Annotated in this window: 16 protein-coding genes and 1 riboswitch; of the genes, 5 read left to right on the top strand and 11 right to left on the bottom strand. The window is 60.2% G+C overall.

The features are described from left to right. Positions 1-73 precede the first annotated feature (73 nt). Together RIN49_RS24450 and RIN49_RS24445 are read left to right on the top strand one after the other, a co-directional pair. Positions 74-2914 (top strand): glycoside hydrolase family 3 protein, encoded by a 2841-nt coding sequence (locus RIN49_RS24450; protein WP_309122768.1) that lies wholly within the window; start codon positions 74-76, stop codon positions 2912-2914. 235 nt (positions 2915-3149) lie between these two features. Then, positions 3150-3357, top strand: a riboswitch (cyclic di-AMP (ydaO/yuaA leader). Positions 3358-3438: 81 nt separating this feature from the next. Next, complete coding sequence (locus tag RIN49_RS24445; RefSeq protein ID WP_309122767.1) at positions 3439-3561, top strand: hypothetical protein; 123 nt, start codon at positions 3439-3441, stop codon at positions 3559-3561. A 79-nt stretch (positions 3562-3640) separates the two neighbouring features. Here RIN49_RS24445 and RIN49_RS24440 read toward each other — a convergent pair whose 3' ends face one another. From RIN49_RS24440 to RIN49_RS24420, 5 genes are all read right to left on the bottom strand, one after another. Next, entirely contained in the window at positions 3641-4033 is a 393-nt protein-coding gene (locus tag RIN49_RS24440; RefSeq protein WP_309122766.1) for a hypothetical protein, read from the bottom strand. 120 nt (positions 4034-4153) lie between these two features. Further along, a complete protein-coding gene (locus RIN49_RS24435) occupies positions 4154-4630 on the bottom strand; it encodes a hypothetical protein (protein WP_309122765.1) in 477 nt (158 codons plus the stop codon). Positions 4631-4800: 170 nt separating this feature from the next. Beyond that, complete coding sequence (locus RIN49_RS24430) at positions 4801-5874, bottom strand: aminopeptidase (protein ID WP_309122764.1); 1074 nt, start codon at positions 5872-5874, stop codon at positions 4801-4803. Between the two features lie 35 nt (positions 5875-5909). After that, positions 5910-7112, bottom strand: a complete 1203-nt coding sequence (locus RIN49_RS24425) for an ABC transporter permease (protein ID WP_309122763.1) — start codon at positions 7110-7112, stop codon at positions 5910-5912. After that, on the bottom strand, positions 7109-7861 hold the full coding sequence (locus RIN49_RS24420; protein ID WP_309122762.1) for an ABC transporter ATP-binding protein: 753 nt from the start codon (positions 7859-7861) through the stop codon (positions 7109-7111). The genes RIN49_RS24425 and RIN49_RS24420 overlap by 4 nt, the downstream gene beginning before the upstream one ends. 228 nt (positions 7862-8089) lie before the next feature. On the opposite strand from RIN49_RS24420, the gene RIN49_RS24415 reads away from it, so the two are divergent. Further along, the gene (locus RIN49_RS24415) at positions 8090-8428 is read left to right on the top strand and encodes an ArsR/SmtB family transcription factor (RefSeq protein ID WP_138192767.1); all 339 of its coding nucleotides are present in this window, start codon (positions 8090-8092) and stop codon (positions 8426-8428) included. A 155-nt stretch (positions 8429-8583) separates the two neighbouring features. On the opposite strand, the gene RIN49_RS24410 is transcribed toward RIN49_RS24415, so the two are convergent. The 6 genes from RIN49_RS24410 to RIN49_RS24385 form a co-directional block, all read right to left on the bottom strand. Further along, entirely contained in the window at positions 8584-10503 is a 1920-nt protein-coding gene (locus RIN49_RS24410; protein WP_309122761.1) for an S-layer homology domain-containing protein, read from the bottom strand. 191 nt (positions 10504-10694) lie between these two features. Then, entirely contained in the window at positions 10695-11756 is a 1062-nt protein-coding gene (locus RIN49_RS24405; RefSeq protein WP_309122760.1) for a Gfo/Idh/MocA family protein, read from the bottom strand. Beyond that, positions 11753-12481 (bottom strand): ThuA domain-containing protein, encoded by a 729-nt coding sequence (locus tag RIN49_RS24400; RefSeq protein WP_309122759.1) that lies wholly within the window; start codon positions 12479-12481, stop codon positions 11753-11755. The genes RIN49_RS24405 and RIN49_RS24400 overlap by 4 nt, the downstream gene beginning before the upstream one ends. A 93-nt stretch (positions 12482-12574) precedes the next feature. Next, on the bottom strand, positions 12575-14173 hold the full coding sequence (locus RIN49_RS24395) for an extracellular solute-binding protein (RefSeq protein ID WP_309122758.1): 1599 nt from the start codon (positions 14171-14173) through the stop codon (positions 12575-12577). Positions 14174-14202: 29 nt separating this feature from the next. Beyond that, positions 14203-15111, bottom strand: a complete 909-nt coding sequence (locus tag RIN49_RS24390; RefSeq protein ID WP_309122757.1) for a carbohydrate ABC transporter permease — start codon at positions 15109-15111, stop codon at positions 14203-14205. 22 nt (positions 15112-15133) lie between these two features. After that, positions 15134-16066 carry an ABC transporter permease gene (locus tag RIN49_RS24385; protein WP_375295282.1) on the bottom strand — a complete coding sequence of 311 codons (933 nt, stop codon included), beginning with the start codon at positions 16064-16066 and terminating at the stop codon, positions 15134-15136. Positions 16067-16361: 295 nt separating this feature from the next. Here RIN49_RS24385 and RIN49_RS24380 point away from each other — a divergent pair, with 295 nt between their 5' ends. Then, positions 16362-18068: a sensor histidine kinase gene (locus RIN49_RS24380; protein WP_309122755.1), complete on the top strand. Its 1707-nt coding sequence runs from the start codon at positions 16362-16364 to the stop codon at positions 18066-18068. Next, positions 18065-19681 carry a response regulator transcription factor gene (locus tag RIN49_RS24375; RefSeq protein WP_309122754.1) on the top strand — a complete coding sequence of 539 codons (1617 nt, stop codon included), beginning with the start codon at positions 18065-18067 and terminating at the stop codon, positions 19679-19681. Before RIN49_RS24380 ends, RIN49_RS24375 begins: the two co-directional genes overlap by 4 nt. Positions 19682-19735 lie beyond the last annotated feature (54 nt).

Raw genomic sequence — 19735 nt, 5'->3', positions numbered from 1 at the left:
AATGAAACCCGCGTAAGTGAACCATGCTGATCCATAGGAAAATGCAACCGTATCCAAGGAGAGGATCGATTCCATGACTGCGAAAACGACGGAAACCTACCCGTTTCAACATCCGGATTTGCCGCTCGACGAGCGGGTGAACGATCTCGTTTCCCGGTTTACGCTGGACGAGAAGATCAACCTGATGTGCCAGTATCAGGACGAAGTGCCGCGTCTCGGCGTCGGCGCATACAAGCACGGCACCGAAGCGGCGCACGGCGTCGCTTGGCTCGGCGAAGCGACGTCGTTCCCGCAGCCGATCGGGCTGAGCTGCACCTGGGACGAAGCGCTGCTGCGGAAGATCGGCTCGATCATCGGGGACGAAGCGCGCGGCTTCTACGCCCGCGATCCGAAGATCAACGGCCTGACGCTATGGGCGCCGACCGTCGATATGGAGCGCGATCCGCGTTGGGGCCGCACGGAGGAAGCGTACGGCGAAGATCCGTACCTCGCGGGCAAGCTGGCCGCGGCGCTCGTGCAAGGCTTGCAAGGCGACCATCCGCTGTACGTGAAGGCGGTCGCATCGCTGAAGCACTTCTACGCCAACAACAATGAAATCGACCGCGGCACATGCTCGATCAGCATCGATCCGCGGAATAAGCGCGAATATTACCTCAAGGCATTCGAGCTGCCGTTCAAGGAAGGCGGCGCTTTGTCCATGATGACGGCGTACAACGCGGTGAACGGCGTACCGGCGAACGTCAACCCGGAAGTGCGCGACATCGTGAAGGGCGAATGGGGCATGTCCGGCTTCGTCGTAAGCGACGCCGGCGACGTCACGGGCACCGTGGACGATCACGGCTACAGCGCGTCGTATAAGGAAGCCGTCGCCTTGACGATCAAGGCGGGCGTCGACAGCATCACCGACGACCATCCGCGCTTCAAGGAAGCGATTCGCGAGGCGCTCGCGGACGGACAGCTCGCCGAGAGCGATCTCGACGTCGCGCTGCGGAACGCGTTCCGCGTCCGCTTCCGGCTCGGCGAATTCGACGCCGAACGGAATCCGTACGCGAGCATCGACGAGTCGGTCATTCTTCGGCCGGAGCACGCGGCGTTGTCGCGCGAAGCGGCGCGCAAAGGCGTCGTGCTGCTGAAGAACGAAGGCGGCGCGCTGCCGCTTCAGAGCGGCAAGCTCGGCAAGGTCGCCGTCGTCGGGCCGCTCGGCGGCATCGTCTACCGCGACTGGTACAGCGGCACGCTGCCGTATTCGGTGACGCCGGCCGACGGCATCGCGGCGAAGCTGTCCGCGGGCGACGTCGTCTTCCGCGGCGGCGCGAACCGGATCGCGCTTCGCTCGTCGTCGACGGGCAAATACGTGCGTCTCGGCGAAGGCGACGCGGCGCTCGCCGCGACGGCCGATGACGCGGCGAACGCTTCCGTGCTGGAGACGACGGATTGGGGCTGGGACAACCATACGATCGTCGCGCTCGAGAACGGCAAGTACTTGACGACGAACGACGAGATCGTCAGCGCGACCTCGACGCAAATTTGGGAGTGGTTCACGAAGGAAGTGTTCCACCTCCGCCGGACGGCGAACGGCGACGCGACGCTGACGACATGGAACGACCGTCCGGTCGTCGTCGACGCGGACACCGGCGCCCTTCGCGTCGTCGACGGCTCGAAGGACGATGCCGAGACGTTCGCCGTCGAGGTGATCGGCGACGGCCTTCAGGAAGCCGTCGAGGCGGCGGCGAGCGCGGAGGCGGCGATCGTGTTCGTCGGCAACCATCCGCTCGTGAACGGCAAAGAGACGATCGACCGACCGGACATTACGCTCGCGGCTTCGCAAGAGCGTCTCATTCAGGAAGTGTACCGGGCGAATCCGAATACGACGGTCGTCGTCGTCGGCAGCTACCCGTACGCGTTCCCTTGGGTCGACGCGAACGTTCCGGCGATTCTGTACTCGTCGCACGCGGGCCAAGAGCTCGGCAACGCGATCGCCGACGTCCTGTTCGGTGACTTCAACCCGGCGGGCCGCTTGTCGATGACGTGGTATCAATCCGTCGATCAGCTGCCGGCGTTCCTGGATTACGACATTATCAAGGGCAATCGCACGTACCGGTATTTCGAGGGCGAGCCGTTGTATCCGTTCGGTTACGGCCTGTCGTATTCGCGGTTCGAGTACGACGGCCTCGCGCTCGATCGCGAACGGCTCGGCGCGGACGACGTCGTCGCGATCCGCTTCCGCGTGACGAACAAGAGCGGCGTCGCCGGCGAAGAGGTGCCGCAGTTGTACGCGCGCGCGCTCCGTTCGCGCGTGAAGCGCCCGAACAAGGAGCTGCACGGCTTCCGCCGCATCGCGCTCGCCGCCGGCGAATCGACCGAGGTGACGTTCGAGCTGAAGGCGGCCGACCTCGCCTTCTGGGACGTCACTCGCGACCGGTATTGCGTCGAAAGCGGCGACTATGAAGTCATGGTCGGCGCCTCCTCCGCCGACATTCGCCTCGCCGCGACGTTCGCGATCGACGGCGAGACGGTGCCGCCGCGCGATCTGTATCGGGCGACGAGCGCCGCGAATTACGACGACTACGCGGGCGCTGCAATCGGCGAAGGCCCGAACGGCGGCGATTGCGTCGTCGTCGACGATCCCGCGGCCGGCGCGTGGATCCGGTTCGACGACGTCGAGCTCGGCGAAGGCGCCGGCGCGAACGGCGTCGAGCTCGTCGCCGCGGCCGCGGCGCCGGCGGCGTTCGAGGTGCGCCTCGACGCGCCGGACGGCCCGATCGCCGCATGCGGAACGGTGGATGGCGTCGAAGGCGCGAAGCCCGCTTGGCGGGCGTTCGCGGCTGCGGCGACCGGCGCGAACGGCCGCCGCTCCGTCTACGTGACGCTCCGCGGCCCGGCGCGCGTCGCAACGATTCGTTTCCTGAAGTAATCAAGCTCGTCGGCTAGCCCCCGTTCGGACCCTCTTGGGTCCTTTGGACGGGGGCTTTTTCATGGATTTTCAAAAATCGAGGAATCGACGTGAAAACGAAAGCTTGCATGATATCGCCGCGGATTCGGCGGCGATGCGGCAAGAAGCGGCGGATTTCATGAAAAATCCCGCTTCGGCGTCGCTTTACTCCCTCCGGGGGAAGGAGTAAGATTCATTTCAGCCATTCGTGATGGAATACGCCAGACCGCTGAATTCCCGGAACCAACGCCCGGGAAACGGGGGAACCATCTGCGGCGCGTTCGAAACGTTCGAACTTTCGAAGCGCGGACCGCATGGGGTGAATCGCAGGAATGCGTCGCCTTGAAGGCGCGCGACCTTGCGTAGGGCGACTCTCGCCGCCCGAATCCGACAGCTAACCTCGTAAGCGTAGATCGAGAGGATTGACGACCTGTGATCCGGGAACCCGCCTCTGCGTTTTTCTATTGCCAAAAATGGCATTACGTTCGAAGGAGCTGCTTGTCCCCATGATTGCCGAATTGAAACGATTCGTGATCGGCCGCCCGTTGAAATCCGAAGGCCTGAAGCGCGCTTATGCGGTTCTTATCGCCGTGGATTCTCGTCATCGCGTTCGCGTTATTTCTGTATAGCTACAACCAGTATAGCAAAAACAAGAAAATTTACGGCTGACCGCAGTCCGATCGGCGGCTTCACGCCGGCGGGCAGTCCTTATGTTCTCGGCCGCCTCCGCGCGGCTTCCCAGCTTCGCAGCCATAGACGGGTAAAGACGAGCAGCAACCCCTGCAAGCAGCCGTAAACGAAGAAGGAATAAAGCAGGTTCCAGTGTTTATGAGTAAACACGCCTGCCAACGTGCCGATCCATTCGATCCCGATGCCGAGCAAGGAATAACCGACAATCCATGCAATCGTCGCCGGTCCCCTGATCCGAAACCGAGCATAGCCGTATATGAAAAAATAAGCGAAAGGCCCGTAGGTGAAATGGAGGAGGATATCCATCAGCTCGAGTTTCGGGTAGTCGTTGATGTCGTATAGCTCGAACGGCGGAACGGCAAGCGTCGCGTCCCACAGCTTCGGCACGGTGATGCCGAATAATACGATCACCAGGCTAACCGGAAACGGAAACAATCTTCTGGGGAGAAAGACGGCCGCGTAACCGGCGGGCCAAACCGGCGATTACGAACCATTCGTTGGCGTCGAACCGCTTGGGAAGCGGCAGAGGATTCACGGCAGAAGCAACTCCTCTCGGATCAAGCGGCGAAATATCGTCATACAACCGGAGTATATTCCCAAAAGTACGAACCAAGCGAGGGCGGACCAATACATGCCGGCGGTAGAGTATCGAATGATACCGGTCCAATGGAACAACGGCTGCACAAGAGCGAGCAACCCGCCGGACACGACGATTGCCGCGAATCCTGCCGCCCGCGACCGCTGCCTCCATGAATCGTAAAGCTGTAAAAAACACAGGGCTAGGATAGGGAACATGATGAATCGGACAACAATGGATGCGGCTACTTTATCAGGGCTTTCAGGCAAGGAGACGAATTGTAAATTCGTAAACACGCTGAACTGATACGTGTAGAAGTAAACGTAAACGATGGCATTGAACCATAACTCGAGCAAGTGAAGCCGTTTCGGAAGGAATGCGAAAACAAGGATAACCAACAGCGTCGCGACCAGATAAGCGCCCAGTACCATGCGGACATTCTCCCACCTTCAAGCCCCTTCGCGATTCTGAGTTAGTATGCTAGAAGTTTCAGAAGTTTATTCCAATTCTTATACAAGCTTGTCCCGCCCATCGGGTAAAGCCGCCCGGGGCGGCGATAACGAACAAACCGCCTTTCGGCGGTTTGTTCGTTCATTCGCGTTTAAAACACCCACTGGCCGTTCTTCTGCACGAGCTCGCCGTCGAGGTAGATTTCCCCGCCGTCTTTAAGGCCCTTCACGATGTCCCAGTGGATGACCGAGACGTTGCCGTCCGGGCCGCCTTGCGGGTACGCCCCTCCGAGCGCCAGATGCACCGAGCCGCCGATTTTCTCGTCGAATAAGATGTCCTTCGTCGGGCGTTCGATGCCGAAGTTCGCGCCGATGCCGAGCTCGCCGAGGTAGCGCGCTCCCTCGTCGGTGTTCAGCGCTTCCTCCAGAAACTCCTGCCCCTTCTGCGCCGAAGCTTCGACGACCTTCCCTTCGCGGAACGTCAGCCGGATGCCGGCGATTTCGCGTCCCTTGTACGTGGTCGGCCACTCGAAAAATATCGTGCCCTCCGTCTTCCGGAAGTTGGGCGTATAATAAAACTCGCCGTCCGGCACGTTGTGGCGGCCGGCCGCGAGGATGCCCTTGCGCCCTTCGATGTCGACGGTGACGTCGGTGCCGTTCGATCCGACGACGCGCACCCGGCTCGCGGCATCGAACTTCGCCGCGGCCGCGAGCATCGAACGTTCGATCTCGGCGTAATCGACGAGAGCGGCGGAGTAGATGAAGTCCTCCAGCTCCTCGAGCGACATCTCCGCGTCTTGCGCGTACGCCTGCGTCGGAAACTTCGTCAGCACCCACTTCGCCTTGTCCGCCATCAGATGCTCGAGCGCCGGCCGGCGCGCCTTGCTGCGGGCGGTCGAACGCCAGGCTTCGACGTTCGTGAGGTCCTTCGTGTTTTCCTCGGACAGAATGTTCACGTAACCGTCCATATGGAAGAACAGCAGCTCCGTCCAGCCGGCGTGGGTCAGCTGTTCCTCCGTCCCTTCGCGCAGGAACATGCCGAGCAACCCTGGAATTTCCACGTTCGTATGCGGGTGACCGCCGGCCTTCAATACGGCGCGGTACACTTCCTTCATCAGAGGGATGGCGCTCGTCGAGCCGCTGATCAAAATTTTCTCCCCGGGCTGCACCTTCAGGGAATGATTCACCAGTATGTCCGCCAGTTTAACGACTCTTTCGTCAGCCATCGAACTACCCCCTGCGTTCTATTATTATCTACACATTATACGCGTTCGGGGCGTGTTCTTGCAAAAAGAAATGCGGCCGCCATCCCCGCCGCCGCACACCCCGCCGCCAGCGGCAGCGAGACGACGAAGGCGGGCGACACCGCCAACAGCGCGGCGGCGACCGCATGCGCCGTTCGGCGGACCGAGCGTTGCGAGAGCGCCCGCGCCGCCTGCGGCTGCGGCGACATCGCGGCGAGCAGCGGCTCCGCGGGCGGCGACTGGATGCCGCGCAGCTGCAGTCCGATCAGCCAGCAGAAGACGACGTACATCGCGACCGCCGTCCACGGATGGGGAAACAGCCATACGAGCGCCGCTTCCAATACGACCATCCGGAGCGCTAGCGACGCCATCGACGAGCGAAGGAACATCCGCCAATACATATACAGGAACGCATGGCCGGCGTCGTAGCGGATGAGTCGCAGCAAGGCGTTCAGATAACGACGCGGGCGATACGTCTCCGCCCGATGCGGCAAGTCGACGAAGAAGCCGAACCAGCTCTCGTGCAGCGCCCTCGTCCGCCGCTCCCGCTCGAGTTGATGCTCCCAGTGAATCCGATACGCCTCCGGCAAGCGCAGCGCGGCGGCGTACGCGATCCAGACGAGCGCGAGCAGCGCGTCCGCCGGTTCGAGCGGTCCCCGGAGCAGCGCGAACGCGGTGGCGACGACGGCGATCGCCTTGACGGCCGCGAACGCGGCGCGGACGCCGCCGTACCGGAAGCGCCGCTCGCGCCAGGCTCCCGCGTACAGCAGCGCCTTCAGCGCCAGCAAACTCGCGGCCGCGACCGCGTACGACGCGGCGCCGCCGGCGCCCGCCGCCGCATACAGCGGCCAATACAGCAGGAGCGCCGCCAGCGTCAGCGCGGTGGACGTCGCCGCCCCCCAAGCCCAGGCGCCGCGGAAATACGCGTTCATCCGGCTCTCCAGCCGGAGCAGCAGCGCGAGGTCGGGTTGCCGCAAATACGTCCGCGCCGGGTTCCATAAGAGCGCTAGCGCGAGCACCGCCGCCGCGCCGAGCGGCAGCCAGGCGTCGGCGCTTCCCGCCGCCCTCGTCCGGTTCAGCAGCGCCGCGTAGCCTTGGATCGTCAGGATGACCGCGAAGCCCATCGCCACGCCGCCGCTGCTCATGACGTATTTCCAGTACGGCAGCACCTCGCGCAAATAACGAGCCCGCCGTTCCTTCCAGAGAAGGCGCAAGTTCATCGGCCGCCTCCTCCTCCCACGAGTCGGAAGAACGCCTGCTCCACCTTGCCGGACGGCGGCGTACCGGCGGCCGCGATCACGTCCTCCGCCGTTCCGCTCGCGACGACCGCGCCGTCGTGCAGCACGACGTAGCGATCGCAATAGCTCTCCAACATGGACAAAATATGCGAGCTGACGATCAGCCCGCAGCCGGCCTCCTTCTCCTCTCGCATCTGCTCGAGCAAGGCCCGAATCGCCAGAGGGTCGAGTCCGAGGAACGGCTCGTCGATGACGTAGAGCGGCGGCCTCGCGAGGAAAGCGCACATGAGCATCACCTTCTGTCGCATCCCCTTCGACAGATGACCCGCGAACTTCGTTCGTTCCTTCTCCATTCGGAAGCGGTCGAGCAGCCGCTCCGCCCGCTCCCGGAACGTCTTCTCTTCGACGCCGTACGCCATGGCGGTCCATTCGAGATGCTCCCAGACGGATAACTCGTCGTATAACAGCGGGCTCTCCGGCACGAACGCGAACGAAGCGCGGTACGCTTCGCCGGACGATTGCAGCGTATGTCCGCACACTTCCACCGTGCCTCCGATCGGCTGCAGCAAGCCGATAATATGCTTCATAAGCGTGCTCTTCCCCGCCCCGTTCAGCCCGAGCAGTCCGAGCAGCTCGCCGGGCCGCACGCTCGCGTCCACGTCCTTCAAGACGGGCCGCCTCCGGCTGTACCCTCCGACTAAGCCCCGCACCGTCAACACCGATTCGCTCATCGTTCACCTCATGGTATGATGTCTTATGGAACATTCTGTTTCCATTATAAACCACGGCGGCGTCGAAATAACATTCGCGGCCGGTTGCCGAACGGAAGGAGACGTTGACTCGCATGAACAAGGAACCTTTATCCCCGCCGGCGCGCGGCATGCCGTTCGACGAGGTAGAATAAAATTCCATGCTTGTATTCCTTGACACGCATATTCGAGCTGCAGTATATTCAAATCATGGATGCTACTACATTTAGCGCTCTCGCCGAGCCGAACCGATTGCAAATCGTCGAACTCTTGAGAGACGGACCGCTCGCCGTCGGCGAAATCGCCGAACGCATCGAGCTTCAACAACCGCAAGCGTCCAAACACTTGCGCGTGCTCAGCGAAGCGGGTCTCGTCGAGGTGCATCCGGTCGCCAACCGTCGGATTTACAAGCTTCGCCCCGAGCCGCTCCAAGAGCTGGACACGTGGCTGGAGACGTTCCGGCGCATGTGGGAAGAACGCTTCGACCGGTTGGACCTGTACCTTCAAGCCTTGCAGAACAAGGACACGAAGCCGGGCGATTTGAACTGACGGAGATCGCCTTGCCATCTTGACCGGGAAGGGGGATCGTCGTAACCGCTTGTTTCCGAATGAATGACGCCGCTCGCACGAGCGGCGTCATTTTGTTTGCCCGAACGTGAAGAGGCCTCAGCCGTATCCTCGGCTGAGGCCTCTTTCCGTAGAGCTTACTTAATGGTAATCAAGGTCACCAATTGGTTCGTGACGAGCAATTCGACGTCCGTTTCGCCCTTCTCGAGCGTCAGCGCGTTGCCGTTCACGACCGCGTCCGGCGAGACGTTATAGATGCGAGTCACGACGCCGTTCGACTGCACGGTGCTGATCGTGATTTGCGTCACTTTGCCGTTCGACGTCCGGTGGCTTTGGTACTTGCCTGCTACGGTGTATACGCCGACGTTGTTATCCGATACCGGATCCGTCACGTTCAAGTGCAGCACCTTCCCGTTCACGAGCAGCACGCTCACTTCGTCGCCCGGCTGTACGACGTTCAGCGCGACGGTGACGCCGTTGCGAACGATCGTCGCATTCGTTTCGACCGCGTACGTGACAGAGGAGCTGCCGTTCCACAAGTCGATTTTATCGGCGTAGACCGCGGAGACGACGCCGGTCGCTTGACCGTTCTCCGCTACGGGTTGCGTCACGAGGACGTGCACGATCACGCCGCCGGCGACGACCGCGGTCACTTGATCTCCCGCTTTCAGTGCGCTCAGCGCGACGGTCGCGTTGTTGCGGACGATGACGGCATCGCTCTTCACCGTGTACTCCGTCGCGACGCCGTCTTTCGTCAGCGTCAGCTTGTTCGTGCCGATCGCCGTTACCGTGCCGGTCTTCTGACCGTCCGTAACGCTGACGGCCGTCGTTACGTTCACGTGCACGATGACGCCGCCCGACACGATGACGGTCACTTGGTCGCCGGTTCTCAATGCACTCAGCGTCGCCGAAGCGTTGTTGCGAATGATCGTCGCGTCGCTCTTCACCGTATACTCCGTCGCAACGCCGTCCTTCGTAATCGTCAATTTATTGGAGTCGATCTTCGTGATCGCGCCCGTCTTCTGGCCGTCCGTGACGGCAGCCGCTTGGGTGACGTTCAAGAAGATGATCGTTCCGTTCGAGACGACGGCGGACACCCGGTCGCCCGGAAGCAGGTCATCGATGTCGACCAGAACGTTATTGCGAAGCACCGTTACGTCCGAAGCGAGCGCGTACGACACCGACTTGCCGTTCACCGTCAAGGTCGCCTTGCCGTTCGCGTAGCCCGTGAACGTGCCGGTCACTTGACCGAAGCCCGAATCGTCTTCCGGAATTTGGTCGCCCGTGCGATCCAGGATCGCCGCGAGCTCGGCGCGCGTCACCGGCTGGTTCGGACGGAACGTGTTGTTTTCGTAGCCGGTGACGAGGCCCTTCTCCAACGCGACCGCCACGTAGCCGACGGCGCCGGCCGGAATTTCCTTCTTGTCTTTGAAGTTCAGCTCCGCGTTCATCTTCGCCTTCGCTTCGTCCTCGAGACCGAGCGCCTTCACGAGCAGGATCGTCGACCACAGACGGTCCGCCGGTTGCTCCGGCTTCACTTCCGATTCGGTCTCGAGGAAGAGATCGTTTTCGACGGCGACGGCGACGTAGCCGACGGCCCACGGATATTTCTTCTCGATCTTGTCCGCATCTTTGAAGTTCAGCTCCGTCGCCATCTCGGCCGCGGATTCCGCTTGCGCGCGAAGACCCATCTGGCGGACGGCCGCCGTGATCGCTTCGATGCGCGTAACTTTCTGGTTCGGACGGAACGAGCCGTCCTCGTATCCGGTGAAGACGCCGCGCTTCACGAGCTCGGCGATATATTGCAGCGCCCAAGCCGACTCGTTCTGGACGTCGCGGAACGTCAGCTCGACTTTCTTGCCGTTCACTTCGATATGGATGCCGCGCACGTCGTCGTCGTCGTCCCGATCGTCATCGTCGTTGCGGTCGTGCTTGTTGTCTTTGTTCGTAGACGGCTTGCCCGCCCACTCCGGCTTCGCCGCGAACGCGGAGGTTGCGCCGCCCGCCACCAACGAGAAAGCCAAACAGCTGATCATCGTCTTCTTCCACATGCTCATCTTCATCCACACTCCCACTATTATGAAAAAGTTTGCCGAGCCCGAAACGGCCCCGATATGCTCATACCGTTCGGACCTCGGGCATCGTTTAGGGGGGTGCAGTCAAAAATTGGGTGCAAGGTCCCAGAACACAGGGAAAAGCGGCCCACCCCCGCATGCAAGCTGCGGAAGCGGACCGCGACGTTCGTCACCTACTCCGGCAACCGTACCGAACGCTTCGTTTCGTGAGCTCGGACGACGGCGTCCAATACTTGTTGGTTTCGGTAACCGTCCAAGAAGCCGGGGAGGCCGTCCGGGACTTCGCCTTCGAGAAGCGCCAGGAAGTCCTCGTACTGCTTCCGCTTGCAGCGGCTCGGCACGTCCAGCGTCGTCCGCGCCAGTTGCCCGGGCGACTCCTCGCGAATCCGGATCACCTGGTCCGGGGACAGCGTCGAAGCGTGAATCGTGCCGCGGTCGCCGTAGATCGAAACCTCGTGCTCGTTGCCCGAGCCGACCGCGTTCCTCGTCGTCTGGAACGTGCCGACGATCGAGTTCGTCAGACGCGCCTGAAAGCTGGCGAAGTCGTCGACGTCGATGCGCACGGGCTCCCCGCTGCCGGGATGTCTCCGCTCGGCGACGATCGTGTGCAGCAGCGCGGACAGCTCCTCGAACTCGCCGAACAAGTACCGCGCCATGTCGATCATATGCGACCCCAGATCCCCCAGCGCGCCGGTGCCGGTGATCTCCTTATCGTAGCGCCACATATAGGGCGTATCGTAGATCGCGGAGCCCCAGCTTTGCAGATAGCGGATCGAGAAGCTGCGCACCGCCCCGATGTCGCCTTGGCGAACCAGTTCCCTTGCATAGCGGAAGGACGGCGTATACCGGTACGTAAACCCGATCATCGCAGGGACGGGACGCCGTTCGTATAACGCCAGCAGCGGCCCCGCCTCCTCGAAGTCTCGGGTGAACGGCTTCTCCGCCAGGAACGGCTTCCCCGCCTGGAGGCAAGCGCGAATAATATCGGCATGCACGCGATTCGGCGTGACGGAAACGACCGCATCGACGTCCGGGTCGCCGATGAGCGAAGCGAAGTCGGCATACCGCTTCTCCTCGCTCAGCCCGAGACGATTCCCCGCGCTCGTCAACGCCTCCGCGCTGACGTCGCTGACCGCCGCGATCCGAAACCGGCCGGTCTCGTTCATCCAACGCAGATGCTCCTGCGCCATGCCTCCCAGTCCGATCAATCCGATTCGGTACCTCTTCGTCTTCATGCCTTCCCCCCGATCCGCTCCAGCGGCTTCGCGTTCCCGTACGCGGGGCGGCTGCGCCGAACCGGCCGAGCCCATGTCGCCGCGTTCGCGATCACGCGCTGGATGTCCTTGTGATAGTACGTCGGATACGTCTCGTGTCCCGGGCGGAAATAGAAAATTTTCCCGTTGCCGCGAACGTACGCGCAGCCGCTTCGGAACACCTCGCCTCCCTCGAACCAGCTCGCGAAGATCAGTTCGTCCGGCGCCGGAACGTCGAAGTGTTCGCCGTACATCTCTTCCTTCTCCAGCTCGATGTACGCTCCGATGCCTTCGACGATGGGGTGCCCCGGCGACACGACCCACAGCCGCTCCTTCTCGTTCGCTTCGCGCCATAACAGATCGCAGCTCGTGCCCATTAACGCCCTGAAGATCTTCGAGTGATGTCCGGAATGCAGCACGATCAGACCCATGCCTCCCAGGACGCGCTCCTTCACCTTGCGGACCGTCTCCTCGCCGACCTCCCCGTGCGCCAGATGTCCCCACCAGACGAGGACGTCGGTATCCCGCAGGACGTCGTCCGTCAGCCCGTGTTCCGGCTCGTCCAACGTCGCCGTTCTCGTCTCGAATCCCGCTTCCGTCAAGAAGCTGGCGATCGCCCCGTGGATGCCGTTCGGATACAGCGCTCCGACGACCGGGTCATTCCGCTCATGCCGATATTCGTTCCACACCGTCACCTTCGTTGTCATCGATCCATACCCCTTTCGAAAATGGTCCCCGCCCTCGCCAAGGCGAAGCCCCGCGACGGCGCGCGGGGCTTCCTCTCGGGCGTCGGGGACGCGTTATTCGACGCTCATATATCGGTCGTACGCTTCCTGATAAATCGCGATTAATCGCTCCAACCCCATCGCGTTGAGCTTCCCGACGTAATCGTCCCAGCCTTCGTCGATGCCGCCTTGCGTCACCCATTGGGCGCGAGCGCTCGCGATGAAGCTGTTGATATCGGTCGTCAGCGTAGGCAGCTCTTGATATTCCTCCGCCGTATGCATGACCTCCGGGTAAGGCTGAGTGACGAACTCCTTGCCGAGCTTGTCGAGCTCCATCTTCAGTCCGTCCCCGGTCGTCGGATCCAGCTTGATGTTTTTCTCGAACGCGGGGCTTACGTATTTCGGACCGAAGTCGCGGAGCGAATTTTCCCAATACCACGCGTCGGCGCTCGTCCCTTCCGGCGGAGCCATCAGCGAGAACGTGCCGTCGTCGTGCTGCTCGAGCGACGTGCCGATGGCGCCCCAGAAGTTCTGAATGCTCGCCTCGGACGTATAGAACTGGTCGATCCAGCGCGCCGTCACTTCCGGATGCTCGTTGAAGGTCGTAATCAACACTTCGTTGCGTCGGAAGTTCAACCCTTCCGGCTCCCCCTCCTGATACTTGCCGCCGTCCGGACCGGCGATCGGCGCGATCGTGACGTATTGATCGCTCCACTTGCCGAAGACGGCGTCCGGCGTCCATTGATACGAAAATCCGATGAGCGGAACGTCCGGATTTTGCCGTTTCGCGCTGAGCATCGTACCGTCCTGCGTGAACGATTCCGGATCGATGAGCCCTTCCGCGTACAGCTTATGCGCCCACTTCAGCCCTTCCTTGTAAGCTTCCGACGTAGGGGAGAAGACGGGCTCGCCGTCTTGGATCATCATGTTATTGGCTCGAAGATTCGTGATGCCGAACGGCATGAGCAGCTGCATCTCGATATCGCCCTCGTTGCTGACCGGAATTTCGTCCGCCTTTCCGTTGCCGTTCGGATCCTGCTCTTTGAACGCCTTCAACACCGCGTAGAGCTCGTCGACGTTCGTCGGCGGCTGCAGTCCCAACTTGTCAAGCCATGCTTTATTGATGACCGGCTGCGTCGCCGAGACGGGACGCGACGGCAATCTCGCAGGGAGCGAATAAATGTTGCCGTCCGGGAAGGTGCTCAGCTTGCGCATGACGGGCGTCTCTTCCATCGCCGCCTTCAAATTCGGCATGTATTCCTCGATATAGTCGTCCAGCGGGCGGAAATACGTTAAGTTATTAATGATGTCGGAGTCGCCGAGCGCAAGATTGCCTAAGATCACGTCCGGCAGCTCCCCGCTCGCCAGCATGACCGACTTCTGTTCTCCCCAATCGTTCGAGGACATGACCTGCCAGTTGATCTTCACGTTGCTCGCTTTCTCGAGCTCCTGCAGCCATGCGTTCTTCGTGAAGCTGTCGCCCATATTGCCCCAGCGTACCGTCAGAACGTCGAGCGTAATCGGTTCGTCTACGAGCGGAAGCCCCTCTTTGTTATAGCCGCTCTCCGCCCCGCCTTCGGCGGGCGAGCCGCCCGTCGCTCCGCCGCTGCAGCCGGCCAGCAGGACGGCGATCGATGAACCGAGAGCGAGATAAGATACCGTTTTCTTCAACATACCGCGTTTCCCCCTAAAATAAATTGTGGTCATTGCTTCACCGCTCCGATCATCACCCCCTGATTGAAGTGCTTCTGCACGAACGGGTACGCAAGCATGATCGGGATCGTCGAGACGATGATGACGGAATACCGCATCAGATTCGCGAGCCGCAGCGCGATTTCCGCGGCTTCTCCGCTGCCCATGCTCGACTGCATCTGATTGGTGATGAGAATGTTGCGAAGCACGAGCTGCAGCGGGTACAGCGATTCGTCCTTCAAATAAATCAAAGCGCCGAAATAGGAGTTCCAATGGCCCACCGCGATCCACAACGCGAGCACGGAGACGACCGCCTTCGAGAGCGGCAGGACGAACTGGAAGAAATAACGGAGGTTCCCGCAGCCGTCGATCTGCGCAGATTCCCATAGATCGGCGGGAATGCTGTTTTGGAAAAACGTCCTCGCCACGATAATATCGAACACGCCGACCGCGAACGGCAGCACCATGACCCAGAACGAGTTATACAAGCCGAAATCCCGAATCGTTAGGAAGGTCGGAATCAATCCGCCGTTAAAGAACATCGTGAACAGAAAGAAGAGCGTAATCGCCTTGCGTCCGAACAAATCTTTCCTCGACAGCGCGTAAGCCGCCGACAAATTCACGGCCAGCCCGATTCCCGTTCCGACCGCCGTGTAGAAAATCGTGTTCCGGTATCCGACCCATAGGTTGGAATGATTCAACAGTTCCTTATACCCGTCCAACGTAAACCCCTTCGGCCACATCCACACTTGCCCGTTCCCGACCGCGGAAGGATCGCTGAACGAAGCGATGACGATGAAGTAAAGCGGATATAACGTGATCAAAAGCACGAAAGCCGCCCACACGTACAATAAACCTTCTAGAAGCGAATCGGCGGATCGCCTCTTCGGCGCTCTCCGGATCGCTGGCGCGAGTTGCATCGCTGCGCGTCCCCCTCCCTTCTTACCAAAGACTGTTGTCGCTGTACCTTCTCGCGATATGGTTGACGAGCAGCAACAGGACGAAATTGATGACGGTGTTGAACAAGTTGATCGCGGCCGAGAAGCTATACTGCGCGCTTAACAGCCCGATTTTGTACACATACGTGGAGATGACTTCGCTTCCGGAAATATTCAGGTTGTTCTGCATCAAGTATACCTTCTCGAATCCGACCCCGAGCAGTCCGCCGATTCGCAAAATCAGCAGCGTCACCGCCGTCGGCATGAGCATCGGAACGTCGATATTCCAGACGTTCTGCCATCGGCTCGCCCCGTCCACCTTGGCCGCTTCGTAAAGACTCGGGTCGATCGCCGACAGCGCCGCAAGGAAGATAATGCTGTTCCACCCCGTCTGCTGCCATACGTCGGACCAGACGTACACGCTGCTGAACAAGGCGCTGGAGCCCATCAGATTGGGCGCTTCCGCCCCGAATAGGCGATAGACGTGCCCGACGAGTCCGTTCCCCGGGGAGAGCAGGATGAGCATCAGTCCGACGAGCACGACGGTGGAGATGAAGTGCGGCATGTACGTGACCGTCTGGAAGAAGCGCCGGAACCGCTCGACCCGCATCTGGTTCACGAGCAGCGCGAACGCGATCGGGATCGGGAACGTCGCGAAGCTGTACAAACTGATCAACAGCGTGTTCTTCATCGTAATCTCGAATTGGTAGGATGCGAAATACTTTTCGAAATACTTGAATCCCGCCCAAGGGCTCCCGGAAATCCCGAAGGCCGGACTGTAATCTTTGAAAGCGATGATCACCCCGTACATCGGTTTATAGGTAAAGCACAACAGCAGCGTCACGGCCGGAAGCAGCAGCAGATACAGCCCCCAATTCCTCGCGATGCTTCCCGCCGCGCGTCGCCATCGGACGATCTCTGGACTTGAGCTCAACATCGAATCCCCTCTCTTTCTTGTCGTCCCTCGGAGCTATTCTCATCATAGCGCATCCGTTCGCGACGAACCGGACCACCTCGCACGCGGAATCCGGACATTGCGCGCAAGCCGGACGCGGCGCGATAGTCGAATCCGGACCTTCCCTGCTCCGAACCGGACCTTCGCGCCGAGAATACGCTTGCATCTTGTATTCCCGAGGGAACGCTTGATAATATGAAAGTCATCCGGGCGTTGCGATTCGGTCGCCGCGTCGCGAGAGGAGGCCGAAACCATCGCGAACCGAGCGGAAGAAAAGATGTATTCGATCAAGCATTACGTACGGATCTTGCTCTGGATCTCGTTCATCGCCCTCATCGTCGATTTCGCGATCAGCTTCTCGTCCATCGCGCTCGTGCGACAGCAGTCCGCCAGGTATTTGCAGGACACGGCGGATCTGTATATCGACCGAATCGACAACAACTTCGCGTACATCCATCATTTCATGGGCTGGACGCTGGCGAACGACGAGAACATGGAGACGATGAGCGAACGGGACGCCGACGACACGCTTTTTTTGAAGGCGAACGACAACATCTATAAGCGTTTCGCCGAGCTGCAGAAGAGCCATGGGAAAGAATATAATTTCTTCGTCTATTTGAAGAATAAGGATTTCCTGCTGAACGTCGCGCCGATGACCCTCACCTTCCCCCAGTTCGAAGCGTTGAAGCGGACCGTGAACGGGGACGTCGGAAGCGCCGAAATTTACCAGAAGTATTATTCCCGGTGGACGACGATCGAATTGAACGGAACGTACTATATGATCAACATCGTGCCTTATCATGATCGGTATTTGATCGGATTGGTGTCCGCGGACGATCTGATCCGTCCCTTGCGCGACATCAATCTCGGAGGGGGCGGCTTCGCTTCCTTGGTGAACGAAGACGGGGTCCGCGTCACGAGTCCGATCCCGAACGTCGGCAAGACGATCCGACATCATGCGAAGCCCGAATCGATCCTCGACCGATTGCAGTCCGGCACGACGGTCATCCGCGAGTTTTCGGACGCTTCGTTCTATATCGAGCTCGTCATTCGATTCGGCGCGTTCGAGAAAATCATGATCGCTCAGCTGTTGGTCGTGATCCTGGCCGTGCTCATCGCCTGCAATTTATGCTTCCTCTTGCTGTATTTTCAAAAGAGAGTGTTGAAGCCGATCAAGCATTTCTCCAACAATCTTGCGATTTTGACGAACGACGGCGAACCGATCGACTTGGAAAACAACAAAATCATAGAATTGGAAAAAGCGAATCGGCAGTTCGTCGACTTGATGAAGCAAATTCGGACGATCAAAATCGACCTGTACGAACGCGAGCTGGAGAAGCAGCGCATGCACCTAAACTATATGAAGCTGCAAATCAAACCTCACTTCTTCCTGAACTGCTTGACGACCATCTACAGCATGGCCCAGATGCAGCTGCACGAAGAGATCGAACGGATGACGTTATCGATTTCGAAATATTTCCGGTACATCTTTCAGAACGGGCGAGACTTCGTTAGTCTCGTAGACGAGATCGAGCATGTCCGCACCTATTTGGAAATTCAGAGGGAGCGCTACCGCGACGCGTTCCATTATCGGGTCGACCTCGACCCCATGGCGGCCGGCGTGCAGCTCCCGCCCCTCTTGATTCAGACATTCGTCGAAAACGCGGTGAAATACGCCGTGTCCCGGGACCGAGAGGTCCGGCTCGCGATCGAGGTCGAGCGACACGCCGGCCTGACGGTCATTCGGATTTCCGACACCGGTCCCGGATTTCCTCCGGACGTTCTGGAGAAGCTGGCGGCCGGACAGCCGCTGGATCAGTCCGGCGGCACGCGCATCGGCATCATGAACGCCGTGCAGCGCTTGAATTATTTGTACGCCGACGCAGACATCCGCTTCTCCAACGCGGCGGGCGGCGGCGCGTCGATCGCCTTACGGCTTCCGGACCGCCCGGAAGCGACTACCGGAACGGAGGTGCGCCCATGAACGCCTTGCTCGTCGACGACGATTACTTCGTCCTGACCGCGCTGGAGAAGAAGATCGATTGGAAGGCGCTGCAGATCGATCGCGTGTACACCGCTCCCAACGTTGCGCAAGCCCGGGACATCATTCTCCGTCATCCCGTCGATATATTGGTTTCCGATATCGACATGCCGCAAGGCAGCGGACTGGAGCTATTGGCTTGGATCCGGGAGGAAAAATACGACATCCAAGCGATCTTTCTCACCAATTACGCCGACTTCAATTATGCGCAGAAGGCTATCGAACTACAGAGCTTCGAATACTTCCTGAAGCCGATCGAGTTCGATAAGCTGATGCTCATTCTGCAGAAGGCGGTCGCTCGCGCGAAGCAGCACCGGAGCGACGAGAAGGCGATCCAAGAGGGGTACTTCTGGCAGAAAAACCACGCGAAGCTGCGGGAGCACTTCTGGCGGAAGCTGATCGACGCATGCACCTCGTTCCCGATGAAGCCCGCCGACCTGACCCGCTCGATCGAAGAGCAGCGCCTCGCTTACCGCATGACGGATACGTTCCAACCGCTGCTGCTCCATATGTTCCCTTATAACGGCAGCTTAGGGGACACCGAGAAGGGACTATTCGACTTCGCGCTGCTGAATGTATTGTACGAATCGTTTCAAAGCCCCGAATTTTCGGTCGAAACGATTTTGGAAATCAGAAGCTACCACTGGATCGCCGTTCTGAAATGGGATCGAACGCCCGACCCCGACGCCGTAGAAGCGCTATGTTCCGCTTTCATTCCGAAGGCGAACCGGTATCTGAAGGCCGATGCCTGCTGCACGGTCGCCTCGTCCGGAAGTCTGGAGCAGATGAGCGGCATCGTCAAGCGGCTTCTGCAGACGAACGACGAGGTCGTCAAGTGCAGAAATCAGACGTTCCATGCGGAACGCTTCCGCCGTCAGTCCGTCGAGTACGCGCCGCCCGACCTGCCGAAGCTGGAGGAATGGCTGAACCTGAACCGTCCCGACGCGTTCCTCGCGGAGACGTCGGCATACTTGAAGCAGCGCCTGAGCCTCCAGGCGTTGAATGCGTCCACGCTCAGCTTGTTCCGGCTGGATATCGTGCAGCTCGTCTATTCGTTCCTCAAGACCAAAGGCATCGAGGCGCATAAGCTGTACGCCGGCCGCACGAACGACCGGCTGCTCGCGCATTCGTTGGATTCGATCGAGGATATGGAAGCGTACCTGAGTTATCTGGTGATCACCGCAATGGACTATCGGAACTTCACCGAGCAGCCGCGGTCGGTCGTCGAACAGATCAAGCGGCACATCCATACGCATTGCAAAGACGATCTGACCCGCAACGATCTGGCGGAGCTCGTCTACCTCCACCCGGACTATCTGGCGAGGCTGTTCAAGAAAGAAACGGGCGTATCGCTCGGGAGCTACATTATCCAGGCCCGGATCGCGGCGGCGAAGCACCTGCTCGAGACTTCGAACTTTCCCGTGCAAGCCGTGGCTCGGCGGGTGGGATACGCGAATTACTCTTACTTCGCGAAGCTGTTCCGGCAAGAGGTGGGCCTTAGCCCGAACGAATACAAGCGGGGGTCGAGGAACGAGGAATTATACGAGCCAAGGTAGAAAAAAACGGCAGTCCCGGACGGATCGTACTCGCCTGGACTGCCATTTTTTTGC

Source organism: Paenibacillus sp., from assembly GCF_031177825.1.
In the GTDB taxonomy this organism is placed as follows: Bacteria; Bacillota; Bacilli; order Paenibacillales; family YIM-B00363; genus Paenibacillus_AE.
The sequence above is the reverse complement of the archived record's forward strand: the minus strand, read 5'-3'. Positions and strand labels throughout refer to the sequence as shown.

Excerpts from the sequence above, each read along its gene's own strand:
- RIN49_RS24450 (WP_309122768.1), top strand. The coding sequence starts at position 74 with ATGACTGCGAAAACGACGGAAACCTACCCGTTTCAACATCCGGATTTG.
- RIN49_RS24445 (WP_309122767.1), top strand. The coding sequence starts at position 3,439 with ATGATTGCCGAATTGAAACGATTCGTGATCGGCCGCCCGTTGAAATCC.
- RIN49_RS24375 (WP_309122754.1), top strand. The coding sequence starts at position 18,065 with ATGAACGCCTTGCTCGTCGACGACGATTACTTCGTCCTGACCGCGCTG.
- RIN49_RS24435 (WP_309122765.1), bottom strand. The coding sequence starts at position 4,630 with ATGGTACTGGGCGCTTATCTGGTCGCGACGCTGTTGGTTATCCTTGTT.
- RIN49_RS24430 (WP_309122764.1), bottom strand. The coding sequence starts at position 5,874 with ATGGCTGACGAAAGAGTCGTTAAACTGGCGGACATACTGGTGAATCAT.
- RIN49_RS24420 (WP_309122762.1), bottom strand. The coding sequence starts at position 7,861 with ATGAGCGAATCGGTGTTGACGGTGCGGGGCTTAGTCGGAGGGTACAGC.
- RIN49_RS24400 (WP_309122759.1), bottom strand. The coding sequence starts at position 12,481 with ATGACAACGAAGGTGACGGTGTGGAACGAATATCGGCATGAGCGGAAT.
- RIN49_RS24385 (WP_375295282.1), bottom strand. The coding sequence starts at position 16,066 with ATGTTGAGCTCAAGTCCAGAGATCGTCCGATGGCGACGCGCGGCGGGA.
- RIN49_RS24425 (WP_309122763.1), bottom strand. The coding sequence starts at position 7,112 with ATGAACTTGCGCCTTCTCTGGAAGGAACGGCGGGCTCGTTATTTGCGC.
- RIN49_RS24415 (WP_138192767.1), top strand. The coding sequence starts at position 8,090 with ATGGATGCTACTACATTTAGCGCTCTCGCCGAGCCGAACCGATTGCAA.
- RIN49_RS24405 (WP_309122760.1), bottom strand. The coding sequence starts at position 11,756 with ATGAAGACGAAGAGGTACCGAATCGGATTGATCGGACTGGGAGGCATG.
- RIN49_RS24410 (WP_309122761.1), bottom strand. The coding sequence starts at position 10,503 with ATGAGCATGTGGAAGAAGACGATGATCAGCTGTTTGGCTTTCTCGTTG.
- RIN49_RS24395 (WP_309122758.1), bottom strand. The coding sequence starts at position 14,173 with ATGTTGAAGAAAACGGTATCTTATCTCGCTCTCGGTTCATCGATCGCC.
- RIN49_RS24380 (WP_309122755.1), top strand. The coding sequence starts at position 16,362 with ATGTATTCGATCAAGCATTACGTACGGATCTTGCTCTGGATCTCGTTC.
- RIN49_RS24390 (WP_309122757.1), bottom strand. The coding sequence starts at position 15,111 with ATGCAACTCGCGCCAGCGATCCGGAGAGCGCCGAAGAGGCGATCCGCC.